16 protein-coding genes and 6 pseudogenes are annotated in these 15,053 nt (G+C 61.2%); 11 read left to right on the forward strand and 11 right to left on the reverse strand.

The genetic code is table 11. The annotated features are described in order from the left end of the window. Positions 1–179: 179 nt before the first annotated feature. A pseudogene (locus XH90_RS36565) lies at positions 180–1,098 on the reverse strand (nucleotidyl transferase AbiEii/AbiGii toxin family protein). Continuing rightward, entirely contained in the window at positions 1,088–1,615 is a 528-nt protein-coding gene (locus XH90_RS36570; RefSeq protein WP_232995616.1) for a type IV toxin-antitoxin system AbiEi family antitoxin domain-containing protein, read from the reverse strand. The pseudogene XH90_RS36565 and the gene XH90_RS36570 overlap by 11 nt, the downstream one beginning before the upstream one ends. A gap of 24 nt (positions 1,616–1,639) precedes the next feature. Here XH90_RS36570 and XH90_RS36575 point away from each other — a divergent pair, with 24 nt between their 5' ends. Genes XH90_RS36575 through XH90_RS36585 form a run of 3 tightly spaced genes read left to right on the forward strand, consistent with a single transcriptional unit; the run spans position 1,640 to position 3,526 of the window. Further along, complete coding sequence (locus XH90_RS36575; protein ID WP_167506287.1) at positions 1,640–2,167, forward strand: metallophosphoesterase; 528 nt, start codon at positions 1,640–1,642, stop codon at positions 2,165–2,167. Further along, positions 2,164–2,769 (forward strand): hypothetical protein, encoded by a 606-nt coding sequence (locus XH90_RS36580; protein WP_167506286.1) that lies wholly within the window; start codon positions 2,164–2,166, stop codon positions 2,767–2,769. Before XH90_RS36575 ends, XH90_RS36580 begins: the two co-directional genes overlap by 4 nt. Beyond that, a complete protein-coding gene (locus XH90_RS36585; protein WP_128929785.1) occupies positions 2,750–3,526 on the forward strand; it encodes an AAA family ATPase in 777 nt (258 codons plus the stop codon). The genes XH90_RS36580 and XH90_RS36585 overlap by 20 nt, the downstream gene beginning before the upstream one ends. Before the next feature lie 589 nt (positions 3,527–4,115). On the opposite strand, the gene XH90_RS36590 is transcribed toward XH90_RS36585, so the two are convergent. Next, positions 4,116–4,586: a hypothetical protein gene (locus XH90_RS36590; RefSeq protein ID WP_128958632.1), complete on the reverse strand. Its 471-nt coding sequence runs from the start codon at positions 4,584–4,586 to the stop codon at positions 4,116–4,118. Positions 4,587–4,690: 104 nt separating this feature from the next. Between XH90_RS36590 and XH90_RS36595 the strand changes: the two genes are divergently transcribed. Together XH90_RS36595 and XH90_RS36600 are read left to right on the forward strand one after the other, a co-directional pair. After that, positions 4,691–5,539, forward strand: coding sequence for a hypothetical protein (locus XH90_RS36595; RefSeq protein WP_128958633.1), 849 nt, complete (start codon positions 4,691–4,693; stop codon positions 5,537–5,539). Further along, positions 5,499–6,230 carry an ATP-binding protein gene (locus XH90_RS36600; protein WP_128929783.1) on the forward strand — a complete coding sequence of 244 codons (732 nt, stop codon included), beginning with the start codon at positions 5,499–5,501 and terminating at the stop codon, positions 6,228–6,230. The genes XH90_RS36595 and XH90_RS36600 overlap by 41 nt, the downstream gene beginning before the upstream one ends. Positions 6,231–6,582: 352 nt before the next feature. Here XH90_RS36600 and XH90_RS39385 read toward each other — a convergent pair whose 3' ends face one another. The 4 genes from XH90_RS39385 to XH90_RS39400 all read right to left on the reverse strand — a co-directional run bounded on the left by XH90_RS39385 (position 6,583) and on the right by XH90_RS39400 (position 9,352). After that, positions 6,583–7,674, reverse strand: coding sequence for a hypothetical protein (locus tag XH90_RS39385; RefSeq protein WP_206733199.1), 1,092 nt, complete (start codon positions 7,672–7,674; stop codon positions 6,583–6,585). 14 nt (positions 7,675–7,688) lie between these two features. Next, positions 7,689–8,051: an ABC transporter ATP-binding protein gene (locus XH90_RS39390; RefSeq protein ID WP_206733200.1), complete on the reverse strand. Its 363-nt coding sequence runs from the start codon at positions 8,049–8,051 to the stop codon at positions 7,689–7,691. A gap of 393 nt (positions 8,052–8,444) precedes the next feature. Next, positions 8,445–8,825 carry a hypothetical protein gene (locus XH90_RS39395; protein ID WP_206733201.1) on the reverse strand — a complete coding sequence of 127 codons (381 nt, stop codon included), beginning with the start codon at positions 8,823–8,825 and terminating at the stop codon, positions 8,445–8,447. 8 nt (positions 8,826–8,833) lie between these two features. Then, complete coding sequence (locus tag XH90_RS39400; protein ID WP_206733202.1) at positions 8,834–9,352, reverse strand: hypothetical protein; 519 nt, start codon at positions 9,350–9,352, stop codon at positions 8,834–8,836. 45 nt (positions 9,353–9,397) lie between these two features. Between XH90_RS39400 and XH90_RS39405 the strand changes: the two genes are divergently transcribed. Beyond that, positions 9,398–9,538, forward strand: a complete 141-nt coding sequence (locus XH90_RS39405) for a hypothetical protein (protein WP_206733203.1) — start codon at positions 9,398–9,400, stop codon at positions 9,536–9,538. 4 nt (positions 9,539–9,542) lie between these two features. Next, positions 9,543–9,848: a hypothetical protein gene (locus XH90_RS39410; protein ID WP_206733204.1), complete on the forward strand. Its 306-nt coding sequence runs from the start codon at positions 9,543–9,545 to the stop codon at positions 9,846–9,848. Between the two features lie 237 nt (positions 9,849–10,085). Here the strand turns inward: XH90_RS39410 and XH90_RS39415 are convergent, their stop codons facing one another. The 3 genes and pseudogenes from XH90_RS39415 to XH90_RS36615 all read right to left on the reverse strand — a co-directional run. Continuing rightward, the gene (locus XH90_RS39415) at positions 10,086–10,481 is read right to left on the reverse strand and encodes a hypothetical protein (RefSeq protein ID WP_206733205.1); all 396 of its coding nucleotides are present in this window, start codon (positions 10,479–10,481) and stop codon (positions 10,086–10,088) included. Further along, on the reverse strand, positions 10,453–10,743 hold the full coding sequence (locus tag XH90_RS40030) for a hypothetical protein (protein WP_347339917.1): 291 nt from the start codon (positions 10,741–10,743) through the stop codon (positions 10,453–10,455). The genes XH90_RS39415 and XH90_RS40030 overlap by 29 nt, the downstream gene beginning before the upstream one ends. Continuing rightward, positions 10,740–11,029: pseudogene (locus XH90_RS36615) on the reverse strand (chorismate-binding protein); the annotation flags it as partial. The gene XH90_RS40030 and the pseudogene XH90_RS36615, both read right to left, overlap by 4 nt. A gap of 154 nt (positions 11,030–11,183) precedes the next feature. On the opposite strand from XH90_RS36615, the gene XH90_RS36620 reads away from it, so the two are divergent. From XH90_RS36620 to XH90_RS36635, 4 genes and pseudogenes are all read left to right on the forward strand, one after another. Then, positions 11,184–11,525 carry a hypothetical protein gene (locus XH90_RS36620; RefSeq protein WP_128929782.1) on the forward strand — a complete coding sequence of 114 codons (342 nt, stop codon included), beginning with the start codon at positions 11,184–11,186 and terminating at the stop codon, positions 11,523–11,525. 35 nt (positions 11,526–11,560) lie between these two features. Further along, positions 11,561–12,025, forward strand: a pseudogene (locus XH90_RS36625) (helix-turn-helix domain-containing protein); the annotation flags it as partial. A gap of 526 nt (positions 12,026–12,551) precedes the next feature. Continuing rightward, positions 12,552–13,366, forward strand: a pseudogene (gene ltrA, locus XH90_RS36630) (group II intron reverse transcriptase/maturase); the annotation flags it as partial. Further along, positions 13,357–13,731 (forward strand): annotated as a pseudogene (locus tag XH90_RS36635) (IS630 family transposase); the annotation flags it as partial. The pseudogenes ltrA and XH90_RS36635, both read left to right, overlap by 10 nt. Positions 13,732–13,831: 100 nt before the next feature. Here the strand turns inward: XH90_RS36635 and XH90_RS36640 are convergent. Beyond that, positions 13,832–14,898 (reverse strand): annotated as a pseudogene (locus XH90_RS36640) (hypothetical protein). Positions 14,899–15,053: the final 155 nt, after the last annotated feature.

Here is a 15,053-nt window from a genome sequence, read left to right on the forward strand (position 1 = left end):
CGGGACCAGGTCAGTTACGCGGCCAAGGTCATTCGAATGGGACGCCTTCTTTGGTGTACCCAAGTTTGTCGGCGGCGACCACTAGTTCGTCTCAGGGTGGGTCGCGCATTTATATGGCTTGGTCACGCCTTGGTCGAAATGCATCTCGCCGAGGCACGAAGAGACACCCGCTATAGGGGCTATGACCGCAGCTTTTCGATCTCCGAACGCAACTGCGCATGTTTTTCAGGATTTTGCGTTTTCAATTTTGCGATATTGAGCAGCTTCCGCCGAACCGCCGGTAATTGCGCGGCCTGCGGTAAGCCGATAGGCCTCGAAGTCCGGCTCGCCGTCATGGAGCGTTAGCAGAAAGCGCATCGCCGCGTCGTCGAGCCGTGCAAGCATATCGGACAATAACCGCGACCGCGCTGCCTTGAGCTCGTTGAGGCCGACGGGCGGCACCGTCACTCCCTCGAACTCCTTGGCAAAGATGTCATCAAGTTCTGACAATGACGGACGGACGAGTTCATGCGGAGGACGCCCCGAACTTGCGACGTAGACGAGGAACGTGCGGTAGAGCGCGTCGGTCAGTTCTTCATTGTCATACAGAAACTTCACCTCGAAGAGGTCGCGCGGATGCTGTCGGTCGACAGCAGCATTGAGCTTGCCGCCGAAGAGATCCTCGAATGCCACCACTTGCATCTCCGCAAATCCGAAGGCTTCGGCGGCCGGATCGCTGACGACGCGAAGCTCGGGAGCGTGAACCTTGCCGCATGCGACAGGTGACGTCTCGACTTTGATTTCGGCGCCAGCCTGCCGGACGAGGAGCCGCGTGTCGTTATTGTCGCTGCCGGCGATGCGCTGAACGCTGACGCCGCGGAGATCACGCTGAATATCCTCGCGAATGCGATCAAGAGCGGCGTCGATCCCTGCGAGGGTTGCGTCGCGGTCGCCGATCGGCAAGTAGACGAGGTCAATATCGACCTACAGTCGTGGCATGTCGCGATAAACGAGATTGATCGCGGTGCCGCCTTTCAGAGCGAAGCTGTCCTGACTCGCGATGTAGGGCAATGTCCGGACCAGCAGCTCCACCTGGCGCATGTATCGTTCACGCGCCATCGACCGTTTCCTGTGGCACGAGCTCGGCCGGAACTGTCATGCGACAGGTCGGGTGAAGCCGCCCGCCTTGCACAAGGCTGCGGTCACCGCGGCCCAATTCTATATGGGCGGTGTCGATGTGCTTTCGCCACGGATGTACATGCTTGTCCGCATAAATGAAAAACAAGCGCTTGACTTTGATGCTGCGGCACTCCTCGAGCAGTTGGTTCAGCAGTTTTGGTCGCAGGCTCACCAAGCCCTCGAACAGCGTATCGACCTTTTGGAAGCTTTCATCCGCAGGGAGCTCATCCAGCATTTCGAGAATCGCTCTCTCAGGCGAAGACATCCTGATCGGCCATCTCCAGGGGCTGAGCGCAAGTTCGCTGTTATCGTTGTCCGACAGGCTGAATGCGGCATCCTCGACGCCGACCGGCTGAGATCCAAACGGTGCGTCGGATGTCTGAGCGGTCAGGAAGGTCCCGCGGCTGAAAGAATCCGAACGGCGACCCGAGCAGCCTTCGAGGACCTTGTCACCCAAGCGATCAACGGACAGGTTGCTTTCATGATCATCGCCGGCGATCTCTATGATGGCGACTGGCGCGATTTTCAGACCGGGCTCCTTTTCGTCCGGCAGATGGGGCGCCTGCGCGCGGCGAACATCCCGGCTTTCGTTCTTCACGGCAATCACGACGTTGAAAGTCAGATCACTAAACGGTTGCCACTCCAGGACAACGTGCAGGTGTTCAGCTATCGCAAATCCCAGACCTTCAAACTCGACGATCCTCGCGTTGCGATCCACAGTCAGAGCTTCCGTATGCAGGCGACGACGGATAACGCGGCGGCGGCTTATCCACCGCCCGTGAAGGGGTATTTCAACATCGGTGTTCTACACACCGCCCGTGGAGGACCGAAAGGCCCCCATGAGAATTACGCACCGGGTACGCTCGATGAACTGGTAAACAAGGGCTACGACTACTGGGCTCTTGCACACGTGCATCAGGGCGGCGTGCTGCACGAGCAGCCGCACGTCTCTGCGGCAACCTGCAAGGCCGCCATATCCGCGAAGCCGGCGCAAAGTCGGCGCAGTTGATCACGGTGAGGGACGGCGCGCTGCAAGGCATTGAGCCATTGCATACCGACGTCGTGCGATGGATATATCTCGACGTGCCGGTTGGCGAACGCGCACGATTTGGGGACGTCATCGATCAAATCAAGAGCATCATCGGCGAGGCCACCAGAAACGCAGAGGGCCGGTTGCTGGCCTGCCGCATCCAGCTGAGCGGCGCGACCGCTCTCCATGGCGAGTTGCTGGCCTCCGGGCTGCAATTGCTGGCGGAAGCGCGCGCCGCAGCCCTCGCGCTCGGTGAAGAGGTCGCCTGGATCGAACGCGTTATCAATGTGACCAGATCGGCATCGGCGGTCTGCATTCTGTCGGATGGGAGCGCGATCAACGATCTCCCTGTCCTGCTGGCTCATGCTGCGGACGACGCTGACTTGCAGGCGGAGATCGCGAGCGATCTGGGCGATCTCGTCCGCAGGCTTCCGCATGATGCCGCGCTGGATATCGACGATCCGCTTCTGGAGGCGGCGATCAACAAAGACTTTGGCGCGGTGATTGAGCAGGCAGGCGCATATCTGAGCGCGCGCTTGGCTGCGAGAGAGGCGGTGATCCATGCGTGTCCGTTCCCTTGACCTGATCCGGTACGGACACTTCACCGAAGCCTCGCTTCATATTCCGTCTGAAGGGCCCGATTTTCATATCGTGTATGGCGAGAACGAGGCCGGCAAGTCGACGACGATGTCGGCGATTGAAGAGCTGCTGTTCGGGATTCCGGGTCAGTCTGCAAGAAACGTTCTTCATGAGAACGCGGCGTTGCGCATCGGCGCGACGTTGGAACGTGAGGGAACGGAGCTATCGATCCGGCGGCGCAAGGGCAACAAGGACACGCTGCTCGGCCTTGACGAGCTGCCTCTTCCTGCGGGCGACGGGCTGCTTGGACCGTTGGTCGGCGGGATAGATCGCGCATTCTTCTGCCGGATGTTCTGTCTCGCCCATGAGCGCCTGCGCGATGGCGGCCGGGACATCATCCAGGCCAAGGACGATGTCGGCGCGACCTTGTTCGCCGCGGGGGCGGGCGTCTCCGGTCTTCGCGATCGACTGGCGGCGATGCAGGAAGAAGCGGACGGGCTGTGGGGCAGCCGCAGGGCGGGGCACCGGAAATATTACCAGGCGGAGGAACGTCTCAAAGAGGCCGAAGCGACGTTGCGCCAACACACGGTCACCGCGACCAAATGGCAGGAGCTGAAATCCGCCTATGAAGAGGCGCGCGACGCTGTGTCCAGATCGAGAAAGAGATCGAAGAGCAAGTCGCCGAGCTCGCCAAAATCGTGCGCGTCCGGCGCGTTTATCGCAACGTACGGCGTCTCGGCGAAATCGAATACGAGATAACGGCCCTCGGCGTCGTTGCCGATCTGCCCGCTGATGCCGCGAAGCAATTCGACAAGGCGTCGGCCGATAACGCCGCCGCGGAGGCGCGCATCACAGCCTTTCAGAAACAGATAGCAACGTTCAGCGCTGAGCGCGCCGCGATCGCGATAGACGATAACGTTCTGCTCCATGAGGCGGAGATCGAACGCCTGTCCAAGCTCAGAATCCAGCTCGCTTCGGGAAGAGCTGATTGCCAAAGCGGCGGGCGGAGCTCGCAGCGGCGGAAGACGCTCTCAAGTGGGCCGCGTCCGAACTGGCTTGGACGGGTGAGACCGCCGAGCTGGTTGATAGAATCCCGCCGCGTGCCAAAGCTTCGGCCGTGCAAGGCTTGCTGACCTCTCGCGGCGGCCGCTTTGCGGCCGTCGAGAATGCCCAGAAGACCCTTGAAGACGCGGGCGAAAAGCTGGCCAATCTCCAGGCTCGCATTGAGGCGATCGGGACCCCCCAGGATCTGTCGGGCTTGGCGGGCGTGGTCAAATCCACTTCCGCCTTGGGCGATCTTGACGCTCCTCTCCTGGCTACCCAGCGAGAGTATCGGGACGCGGATGAACTATGTCGGCAGCAAATGGCGATGATGAATCCCGCGGTCGTTGACGAGACGAGTTTGCGCGCCATGAAAATCCTGGTCGAAGCCGCAGTGAAGGCACATCGCGACGCGGTGCGCGATCTTGAAGGCCGTACTCAAAGCCAGCAAGCGGCTATCCGCGATCCGACTCGGGCTGTCGAGAACAATCGAAAGTCCTACGCGCGGTTGGTATCCGATGAAAAGATCGTGTCGGCCGAGGATTTGACGAAGCTGCGGGAACGCCGGGACGCAGGATGGCCTATCATCAGGCGTCGGCATGTCGACAATATCGCAGTGCCGGAATCGGAAGAGCGCGCCTTCGCAGATGGCGACGCGCTGCTCCACGCCTATGAAACGGCTGTCGGCCATGCCGATGCGGCGGCGGATCAGCGGTTTCAGAACGCAGAGTCGACGGCTGCGGCCATGGTGCTGGCTCGGCAGATCGCCGACCAGCAAGACGCTCTCGACTCCAACAAGCAAGAACTTGCCTCGTTAGCTGCAGAGCGGAGCGCCTTGGCCATGCCTGGGCCGGCATGTGGAACGGTGTCACGGATGGCCCGTTGCCCCCTGACGAGATGCTCGACTGGCTCGACGCGAGGGCCGATCTGCTGGATCAGATCGCCAAGCGCGACGGCGCAGCTCGCTCGGCAACGTCGCTGCAACACGAAATCGCAGAAGCCAAGCGACAGCTAGTGGGCTTGCTGCAGGATACGGCGATTGCGGCCTCGGCAGGCAGCCTGCCCCTGAACGGCATTTTGGCGACGGCGGAAGTGCGCATCCGCACGGAAGAGGCGAATGCGCAAAAGCGGACCGAGCTTGCGCTCGATGAGCGGAAGCTCAAGGCCGACGTCGAGCGCAAGCGCGGTGTGGTCGAGGGCGCCGAGAAAGAACGCGCCGCCTGGAATGCGCAGTGGAAGGACGCCTTGGCGGCGCTCAGTCTTTCGGCTGAAGGTCCCATTGAGACCATTCAGGAGCAAATCGACGCGATCGACCAGATGCGCGAGACGTCAGTTAAGATTGCGGACTTGCAGCACGAGCGAATCGGAAAGATCGAGCGCGACATCAAGGCGTTTGCAACGGAGGTCGAAAGGCTCGTTGCATCGGTGTCGGTGCAGCTGGCGGGTGAGGACGCAGACGAGGCCGCCCTCAAGCTTCATGCACGATTGAATGCGTCGAAGCAGGCGCGTGACTCACTTAACGAGAAGAGTGAAGCGGTTGAAAATCTTCAGAAGAAGCTGGACGACTGCGACAGGTCGAGAAATGACGCGCGGGTCATTATGACAGGGCTCCAACGGGCGGCCGGCGCTGGAACGATCGACGCGTTGCGCGAAGCTATTCAGCGGTCTGACCAACAACGCGCGCTCAAGGATGAACGGGCGCGGTTGCGCGACGCTCGAAGCCGATGGTGACGGTCTTGGCCTAGTGGTTCTCGCCGAGGAGTGCCACAGCAACGATCCCGACCAGGCTGCGGCGCGGGAACAGACTTTGAAGAAATCGCTCGAAGAGGTCCGGGAGCGGCAACTGACCAATATCCAGCACAGTAAAGATACCGAGCGCGTATTCGAGGCCGTCGGCGGCGACGCTGCCGCGCAATATGCGCGCGTTCGTTCGGCGTCGGTGATCCTCAGATGGGCGATCGAGCGGTTCCGGCGTGAAAAGCAGGCGCCGCTGCTCAAGCGAGCCGGGGAATTGTTCTCGATCCTGACCGCCGGTTCCTTCGAACGGCTTACGCTCGCATACGATGAGAAGGATGTTCCGCACCTAGCGGGTCTGCGCGGGGATGGAGGCGCCGTCCCAGTATCAGGACTGAGCGAAGGCGCGGCCGATCAGTTGTTGATGGCCTTACGCATCGCTGCCGTAGAAGAGTATCTTACGCATTCCGCGCCAGCGCCATTTATCGCCGATGATCTTTTCATCAATTATGACGATGCGCGGGCTGCGGCTGGTTTCAAAGTCCTGCAACAGCTGGCGGAAAAGACGCAAGTGCTCTTCTTCACTCATCATCAGCATCTGGTCGGCGTTGCCCGCACAGCTTTCGACGGGCATGTGGCGACCGCGGTTCTCGAACCCCGCGGGGTTCCGATAAAGAACGTGGCCTGACGGGTAGACGGCATCAGCGCGAGGGATCGAAGCCGGACGGCGGGTGGGCTCGTTCACGAGCCCGGCCGGTGAGCCAGCACGCGGAGCGCGCTGCCGAGGCTATTCCTCAAGCCGCCATCGGCTATGCAGGGGCCTTGCCGATGGTAATCGCATCGCCGACAAAGCACCGCAGCGGCGTTGATCTTCTTTAGGATCTCGATGGGCGAGGTTGAAATTGGATGAGATTGCGGGCGACTTCAATTTCGGGAACTGCAAAGACTGGCCGATAGCAGTGAGGCGACTATCTGCACTCTCTGTTAGAAAACGGGCGTTCGGTGTACCTGCGAACGATCCGAACGACTCCGTCGCCTGATCACGCGCAATCATACAGCACGCCAACGACTCCTCGCGCAGTGACCAAGGTCGGTATCACGCCGAAGATATCGGTCGCCTCGGTCGCGAGGACAATCGACGAACCGAGGCCGCCGATCGTCTCGAATTGGCGGAGGTGAGCCAACTTACCGGGCAGACGGGCACCGACCCGCTTGAGAATGCTCGTACCATCATCGAGCGTTACTGCGACAAGTGTGTTCTCCCATCGATCGAGATAGCCAATTGTTAGCTCGGCGCCGCCCAAAATGATCTGACCGGGAAGCGCGAGTGGAACGGCGCTGTCCTCTCTGACGCGGTAAGCGACGACGACGTGCGCAAGCTCCGGCACCATATCGACAGGCGTTGCCTCGCCACTTCCAGGCGGCGGCGGCATATCGGTGAAGATTGCGCCGACAATGCGGTGCACGCGCAGCTTGCTCTCGTCGAACGTCAGTGTCGGGCGCGAGGTCCGCGGGTCGGGCATCTGCGCAGCTAGCGAGACACCGATTGCGCCACGTGACGTCACCAGCCGTCGTGCCAGCACTCGATTGCGATACTGAGCAATCACAAGATGTTGGTCGCGGCCAGGATAAGGTTCAACCTCGACGATCGCGACCGCGCCGCCGGGGATAGCAAAGCCCAACGTGTCGCCGCGGACGTAGAAGAGCGCTTTGCCCTCGAACCATTCGCCACTAAGCCGTTCGACAGCAACATCTTGCGTCCCGCCCACGGGCAATTCGCCGACGAACGCGGCGATTTCTGGGCAGAGCGGAACGGAAAAGGTGGGGCGGATGATCGGCCGCAAGGGCGCGACGTCCGTTCTGCTCTCGGAAGGCGCGAGTGGCTCGCGCCACCGGTACAAGCGAAATTGTTCGTGGACCTTTTCGATGCTGGTCCGCAGCCGCGCGAAGTCGGCTTCGACAGCCTTTACGTCCATGTAGCTGATCGACGCCTTGTCGTGGTGCGACGTGTTGAGGACACGCCGCGGCTCCGCCCCTTCGGCGAGGGCGGTATCCTCCGCGAACCGCTTGACGACCGGATTGGCAAACAGTTCGCCTGTCCCGATCGAGACGAGCCCGCGCAGCTTGTCCATCAGAGGGATGAGCGTCAGCGGCTTCGTCGATGTGGCATACGCGGGATGAGCAACATCATCGAATAGATCACCGAGCCGCGATTCGAGGAAGACGCGCAGGCCGCATAGTTCTGTGCGTCAGAAGCGGAATCGGAGTTCATATGAAACGCGTGGCGCCCGCGATCGATCTCCTCGATCGCTGGCGAGACGATGAGAGTCGGCCGCACCGCGTTCACCGGGTGGACAGATAGATGCTCAACGCGGTCGGCGGCACGATTCTCGGCAACGAGCGAGCGGGCGAACTTGCGATCGTGGGTGGTCACTAGAAGCTGAGCGCCCGCCTCGGCGAGCCCAGCCAAACCTCGCGCGAGGCGCTCGCGATTGTCGTTGTCGAGCATTCTGCGGGTCGTCGAGCACCAGCAATGACAGACCGCCGCGGGTTGTGAGGACGTGCTCGCGGAAGGCGAGAAAGAAGCCGAGCAGCGCGCCGCGCAGCGCAGAAGCGTTGGAGACATGCTGGGCAGGTGCGGTCACGCCCTCGCGGCCGACCTTGAGCTCAAGTACGCCCCGTGCGTCCATACCAGTTCCGGTAAGGTCGGGAGCAAAGCCGGTCGCGTTGCGGTAGATCGCGCGCCGCCAGTGCTCCGACCGGTTGTGCAGCTTCGCCCGTAGCGCCTCAACCTGAGACTGGGCGAGCTCGGCGAGTGGCACAAGCAGATCAAGCGCGGATACGGCCCTGCAGCAGGCGTCCATACGCGCCTGCTTCGATGCATGTTCCACGCGGGCGGCTTCTATCCGGCGAACATATTCGATCGCGGTATTAAGCGGCGCGACGCCCTCAACGATCGCGAGCAGCGATGACAATCGGCGGCCGATCGCCCGGCTCGCGTCGGCGGCACCGTCCTGGCCGCGCCGAACGGCTGGAGGAAACTCTTCAGTGCTGCGGCGTTGGCTCCGCGCCATTCGGCGAACGCCAACGCACGCACAGTGCGGTCGACTATCCGCTGCAACGCCGTCGTTCCAGTCACCAATACGGCAGGCAGCACACGAGTGTCCGGTTCTTCGAAGGCAGGCAAAGTCGCGAGGCGCTCATCCACGAGCGCCGAAGCATCGGCGCGAAGCGCCGATAGCGCACCGCGGAACGATTCCGTCCCGAACAGTTCGTCAATCAATCCAGCTCTCAATAAGTCGATGGGTGACCCTGGCAAGTCGCCGCGGGTTTCCTTCGCGAGGGTAGGCGGAAGATCTTGGAGGAGGCGACTGCACCAGTGCGACGACATTCGGCGACGGTGCGCGCGATAACCTCGCGGTCTCGCGTGGCTTCCGCTAGGTGGTCGCTGACCGTATTACCAGTAACCGGATCGCATTCCCCGTGGAGCGGGCCGACGCAAACCGGGCACATGCCGTCATCGGCATGGCCATGCTCGTGCATCCAGGCGGAAAGCCTAGCGTACAGCTGCGCCCGCCGCGCGCGGTCGGGGCTCGCAGCAAGCGCGGCCAGCGTCGCCGCCTCGGCATCGATCTGCGCCAACAGTCTGGCGACCACCGCGATCTCGTCGGCGCTCGCCGACAGGGCCGAGAGCCGCGCGATGGAGGGCAACTCGCTGAGATGCTTCGATAGCTGTTCGATGGCTGGCCGAATGCTCGCCTCGAGGTCGTCGCGGGCCTTCTTGTCCTCGGGGTTGAATTGTTCGCCCAATACTTCGCGCGCCTTGGCCAGTGCCGTCGCCTTCAGGGCCGCGAAATGCTCATTGATCTTCTGGATTCCGCCTTTGGAATCCTCAGCATCGACCGCAGGTGCATCTCCTTCGAATGCGATGGCGGGAAATTCCGCGACGGCGCCGGCGAGGTCGTCGGCAGCCTGCTGGTAGCGTTCTACGACTGATGCGTTGGGCTTCGAGTTCCTTGGTCGTGCGCTTGGCAATCCGCTCGGACGCTTTACCGGCATGCTTGGCGAGATCGACGAGGTCAGCGAGGCCGGTCAGGCGGGCGACTGCCTCGCCGAGTTGCGACGTAGAGCCGACCGCCAGAAACGGCAGCAGCGCGGGCATGGTCGTCGCAATGCGCGAGGCAATTGGGTCGATGCCGATTGCGTCGAGATCGGGCGGTGTCTCGGTGATCTTGCCGCGCGGGGTGCGGCCCTCCTGGTGGCGGAGGGGTGGCAGCGGGTCACCGTGGGCGTCGACGAAGGTTAGCTCGACCCAACTGTCGGCTGGAATCGCCTCGCCGTCCGCAGGCAGATCGCTAGCTTTGTGTGGCATAGGCGTGATTGCCGACATCGGGTGCGTCGTTACCGTGTCGTCGTTGCGCGCGGCCTCGCAAACGAACTCGGTCGGTCCCTCCTCGGGTGGGCGCTGGGAGCGGATGAGGTGACCGGTCAAACACCAGACGATGGCGTTGGCGATGGACGTCTTGCCCGAACCATCGGCGCCCTAGGTGACAGTCTTGCCAGATTCGAAGACGAACGTGTCGGGAGGCGCGGTGGAACGACCGTAAACGTGCAGCCCAGCAAACCGGTGTGCGACGACCTTTACCAGCCGCAACACTTTGACAGTGCGAGCTTGACCATCATCAGCCGCGGTCTCCAGCGTCGGCGGCTCCGTCCCAATGACGTTGATGATTGCCTCGACGTCGCCTGCGGAAAGATTACCGGCCCACTTGCCCCGATTGCGGCGATACCAATCCAACACCGCGCGGGCATCGTCTGAGTCTATCGAAAGATGGTCGCCCGCGGCGACAGCGACGGCTCGCCCGCCGATCAAATCGGCGAGCAGTGTGTCGGTAGTAAGCAGATGAATGTCACGCGGTGCCGGTGAGTCTTCGTTCACGTTTGCCCCCTTTGCCGGCACTTACCCTGTGAACGCTTATCAGTCCAGCGAATTGAAGGTCCGGCAGCGGCGATGTTCCTTGCGGATCCAAATTCAGGACCGGCAACTTGAGTACAAGGCTGACCGCGCGCGGCTTGAGGCCAACAAGATCGCTGATGCTCGCCAAGTCGTTTCGGACGACCTCCGTTGCTTGATCAAGCTCGCGGAAATAGCGGGCAATGTTGAAGGCGAAGGAATCGTAGTTGTCAATGATGGCAATCAAAGTGCACCAGCTGCTTCAGCACGAAATGCATCAAAGATCCGCTGAGCCTTGGCGAGCGTCTCCTCGATTCGGCCTCTGGGTCCGACAGCACCGTTATTCCACCGCCGGCATGAAATACGGCCAGGTCGTCGTCGATCGTGACAGTGCGGATCGCAATGTTCGTGTCCATGTGCCCGTTGAAGCCGATCGCCCCGCAATATACCTCTCGCGCCACGCGCTCGATTTCCGCAATAATTTCCATCGAGCGCACCTTCGGTGCCCCGGTGATGGAGCCGCCGACGGCGCATCCACACGACAATACATCATTGCGCGATCGATCAGCATCACGCGGCCCTACTGCGCAGGGCGGTATCACTACCGGGGGTTGACACGCAAAGATTTGTTGCACCACTATGGCCAACCGATACTAGGATGCAGACCAATCGAGCGCGGACGCGAACTTGACGATCGAAACAGCCACAATCCCCATCGTCCGGACACCGAAAACCAACGGCATCGTCCCCCTCGATCTCGTCGAAGCGATGTCAGTGGTCGCCGCCTCTCGCGCCACCCTCGCGATCATCAAAGCCTACGAAGCGGCCGGCGTGACCGGCAATGTCATGGTTCCGCTCGTCACAGACTGTCCAGTTGATCCCGCCACACTCGGCCGGGCAATACGGCGGGTCTGGAAAGCCGCATTGGAGGATGTTGGAAACGGAGGCTCCGTACGGGTCGAACTCCGACCTAGAGCGGTTCACAGATTTATTGAATCGGAAGGGATCCCGGATCTGGGGCGAATATGATTCAAGATGCTGGCTGGGCTGGAGGCCAGCATCTGATGGTCCGACCAATTTCCAACGATTTGCGTAAGCGCGCGGTATCCGCTGTTGCCAAGGGTGAGAGCTGCCGATCTGTGGCGGAACGGTTTGGCGTTGCGGTCTCGTCAGTCGTGAAGTGGTCTCAGCGTTATCGAGCGACCGGCTCGGTAGCCCCCGGCAAGATGGGTGGTCACCGCAAGCCTGTGCTTGATCCGCACCGGGCCTTCATCGTCGAGCGGATCACCGAGACGCCGCACCTGACGCTGCATGGTCTGAAGGCAGAGCTGGCAGCCCGTGGGGTCAAGGTCTCACACAACGCAGTCTGGCTGTTCCTGCGCCGGGAGGGGCTGCGGTTCAAAAGAACACTGTTCGCCCTCGAACAGGCTCGCGCCGACGTCTCTCGTAGGCGCCTGCGTTGGCGATCTTGGCAGGCCGGGCTCGATCCGGGCCGGCTCGTCTTCATCGATGAGAGTGTGCTGCAGACAGCGGAAGGAGTTCAAATGAACTAAGACCGATGGTGAAGCTGCGAGAAAGATGGGGGCGGGCCCCCGAGATCAGCTTTCAGGGGCGGGTCTCAAACCAATCCGAGCTGCTGCGGTAAAGAGCTGTGGTGGTGAGCGTCGGATCAGAAGTTCGGAATATACCGAGCAGGTGAGTGTCCGAAAGACGAACGAAAGTGAACCCTCCTGAGACGCGTCGTTATTAATTCAAGTGTCGTCAAAACCAGGACCGTCTCGTCAACCTGGGACACGTCCGCCAGATGCCTGACGACTGGGCGGGCGGCGACCGGCGTAGAGGGGGCGTGAGTCGGACACAGGCTTTCGCGTGGAACTGCAGGAACCAGGCTCTTGATGCCAAGGGAGAAGCGCAAGCGGTGCCAACCGCGAGGCGGGAGTACCGATGCAAGAGACTGGGGCGGACCGATCCGTAGGAGCGTTGAGGGCCCTGTAATGGGGACGGAGCAAAGGGATCGGGTCAGGTAGTCGTACTCTTGGACCAACTGGAAACAGGATGACTTCGAACAGTGCGATAAACAAGCCGTTCTCGATTGAGAAGCGGCGAGTGTACGAAGCGTACAAGGCGGTCAAATCCAATCGCGGAGCGGCTGGAGTGGACGGACAGACCTTCGAGATGTTCGAGAAAGACCTTGCAGGGAATCTCTACAAGATCTGGAATCGGATGTCGTCGGGGGTGTACTTTCCACCTCCGGTGCTCGCCGTCTCCATTCCAAAGAAGACCTGCGGCGAAAGGACTTTAGGTGTGCCCACTATCAGCGATCGGATGGTGGTCAAACGGATGATTGAGCCGGAACTGGAATCCATCTTCCTGCCGGACTCTTACGGTCACAGGCCAGGAAAATCGGCTCTGGACGCCGTGGGCGTCACGCGTCAGCGGTGCTGGAAATATGATTGGGTCCTGGAGTTCGACATCAAAGGACTGTTTGACAATCTCCCGCATGATCTTCTTGCTGAAGGCGGTCCGGAGACACGTGAAATGCAAATGGGCGCTGCTCTACATCGAAAGATGGCTGACGGCATCAAGGGAAAAGGACGGGAAGCTCGTTGAGCGGATCCGCGGAACCCTCAAGGGGCGTGATCAGCCCAATACTGGCCAATCTGTTCCTGCATTATACGTTTGATCTCTGGATGGCGCGGACACATCCCGACCTTCCTTGGTGTCGGTATGCCGATGACGGACTGGTGCACTGCCGGACCGAGCAAGAAGCAGAAGCCATTAAGGCGGAGCTTCAAGCGAGGCTGGAAGTGTGCGGACTTCAGATGCATCCGACGAAGACGCAGATCGTTTACTGCAAGGACAACTCACGGCACCCTTCGTCTTCGACGGCCCGATCAATGGCGAATGCTTCCGCGCTTACGTGAAGCACCTGCTCCTGCCGACCTTGCGCGAGGGCGATATCGTCATTCTCGACAATCTCGGAAGCCACAAGTCGAACGCTGTCAGACAGATGATCAAGGCGGCTGGCGCCAGGCTCTGGTACCTGCCGCCATACTCGCCCGACCTCAACCCGATCGAGCAGGCATTTTCCAAGATCAAACACTGGATGCGGCAAGCCCAGAAGCGCACCCTCGAGGACACCTGGCGCCATATCGGTCACCTCGTCCAGGAGGTCCAGCCCCGCGAATGCGCCAACTACTTCGCAAACTCAGGTTATGCTTCAATCAAAATGTGAAACGCTCTAACGAGGACGCGGTCGATATCATCGCAGGACCTGCAACGGACATCCGTCCCGACAAGTCGAGCAAAGCCAGCTTCCCGCAGCCGTCGTCCTCTTAGAATCCATACGGCCGTTCGGCCCAGCGCAGAAGCACTCGAGCATCCCGATTGGGCAAGATGACACGCTGATCGCGGAGGCCCTTGGCGATGGTTTGACCAACCTCCGGCTCGACGCGATTGCCATGCGTAATCAGAAAAAACCAGCCGAATGGAACGCCGACTTCACGGTCGATCGCTTCCACGCGGTCCATCAAGAAATGGACGGACGCACCTCCCACGCCAAGCCTCTCGTCCGGCAGATGAAGGGGACGCGGCACAAATCCAACCTCGCGCGTGCCTTTGTGGTCGTAGTCGCAAATATCGAGGGCCCAGTGCGCGTAGACGCGTTCAGCCGAGGCGCTCGATTCGTCCCAGTCCTGGAAGAAACGGTTCTCCCGCGGTACGAACTCGAACCAGTCCGGCACCAGTTCAAGAAACGGCGTCTCGGTTGTGCCCTCCCGTGTCACTTCACGCACCGCACGACGTTCCATCTCCGGCCGCTGCGCCTCGCGCCTCTCGCGCTCGAGTCGGGCGCACCGCGTAAGGTAACTCCGAACGTAGATGACGCTGCTGCCCGCGCGCCCAAGCATCCGATAGAGCGGACCCGCGATGACCTTGTTGTCGGACATCTCTTCGTGCGTGATCCATGACGGATCGAGTAATTCGTCCTTGCCCCAAGGGCGGTACGTCGATTGACGATCGGCCCCGCACGCGATTCGACTTCCCGGCCGAGACGGATTTGCACATAGTCCGCCGCGCCCGATCCAGTCGGCGCGAAGGCGTAGACCGTCTTACCGCGCCATTCAGAAGTCTGAAGATCGCTCTGGCGCAATCGCGTCCAGAGCGCGCCGATGTCGCCGTTGTTCTTGGCAAGCTCGGCTTCCATCCACGACCGGTATTCTGCGATCCGTGTCCCGTCAGCGGCGATCACCGAGCGTCTGTCGCGCCAATACTGGTCATCGATGGCCGCCGTCGAAAATGGGAATCCAGCAAACGTCTCTGTCAGCGCGGCCGCCAGCGCCGTTTCGTTAGCTCCGATCGGAAGACGGGCGAGGACCGCCTCGATCGTGGCGGGATCGGGCAGTCGTGCGGAACATTCTCCGGAGGCTCATCCATGACTTGATCCCATCATCGGAGCCTGTTTCGCCGCGCGCTCGATCTCTTCCATTGACGCCAGGATGTGCTCGAACCGAAGCCCCGCCGCAAGATCATTGGCGTCATGTTCGCATAGTCACGCGC

The sequence above is a fragment of the Bradyrhizobium sp. CCBAU 53338 genome (genome assembly GCF_015291665.1).
Lineage (GTDB): Bacteria > Pseudomonadota > Alphaproteobacteria > Rhizobiales > Xanthobacteraceae > Bradyrhizobium.

Excerpts from the sequence above, each read along its gene's own strand:
- XH90_RS39390 (WP_206733200.1), bottom strand. The coding sequence starts at position 8,051 with ATGCTCGACAACGACAATCGCGAGCGCCTCGCGCGAGGTTTGGCTGGG.
- XH90_RS36585 (WP_128929785.1), top strand. The coding sequence starts at position 2,750 with ATGCGTGTCCGTTCCCTTGACCTGATCCGGTACGGACACTTCACCGAA.
- XH90_RS39385 (WP_206733199.1), bottom strand. The coding sequence starts at position 7,674 with ATGGACAAGCTGCGCGGGCTCGTCTCGATCGGGACAGGCGAACTGTTT.
- XH90_RS36600 (WP_128929783.1), top strand. The coding sequence starts at position 5,499 with ATGAACGGGCGCGGTTGCGCGACGCTCGAAGCCGATGGTGACGGTCTT.
- XH90_RS36575 (WP_167506287.1), top strand. The coding sequence starts at position 1,640 with ATGATCATCGCCGGCGATCTCTATGATGGCGACTGGCGCGATTTTCAG.
- XH90_RS39405 (WP_206733203.1), top strand. The coding sequence starts at position 9,398 with ATGCTCATTGATCTTCTGGATTCCGCCTTTGGAATCCTCAGCATCGAC.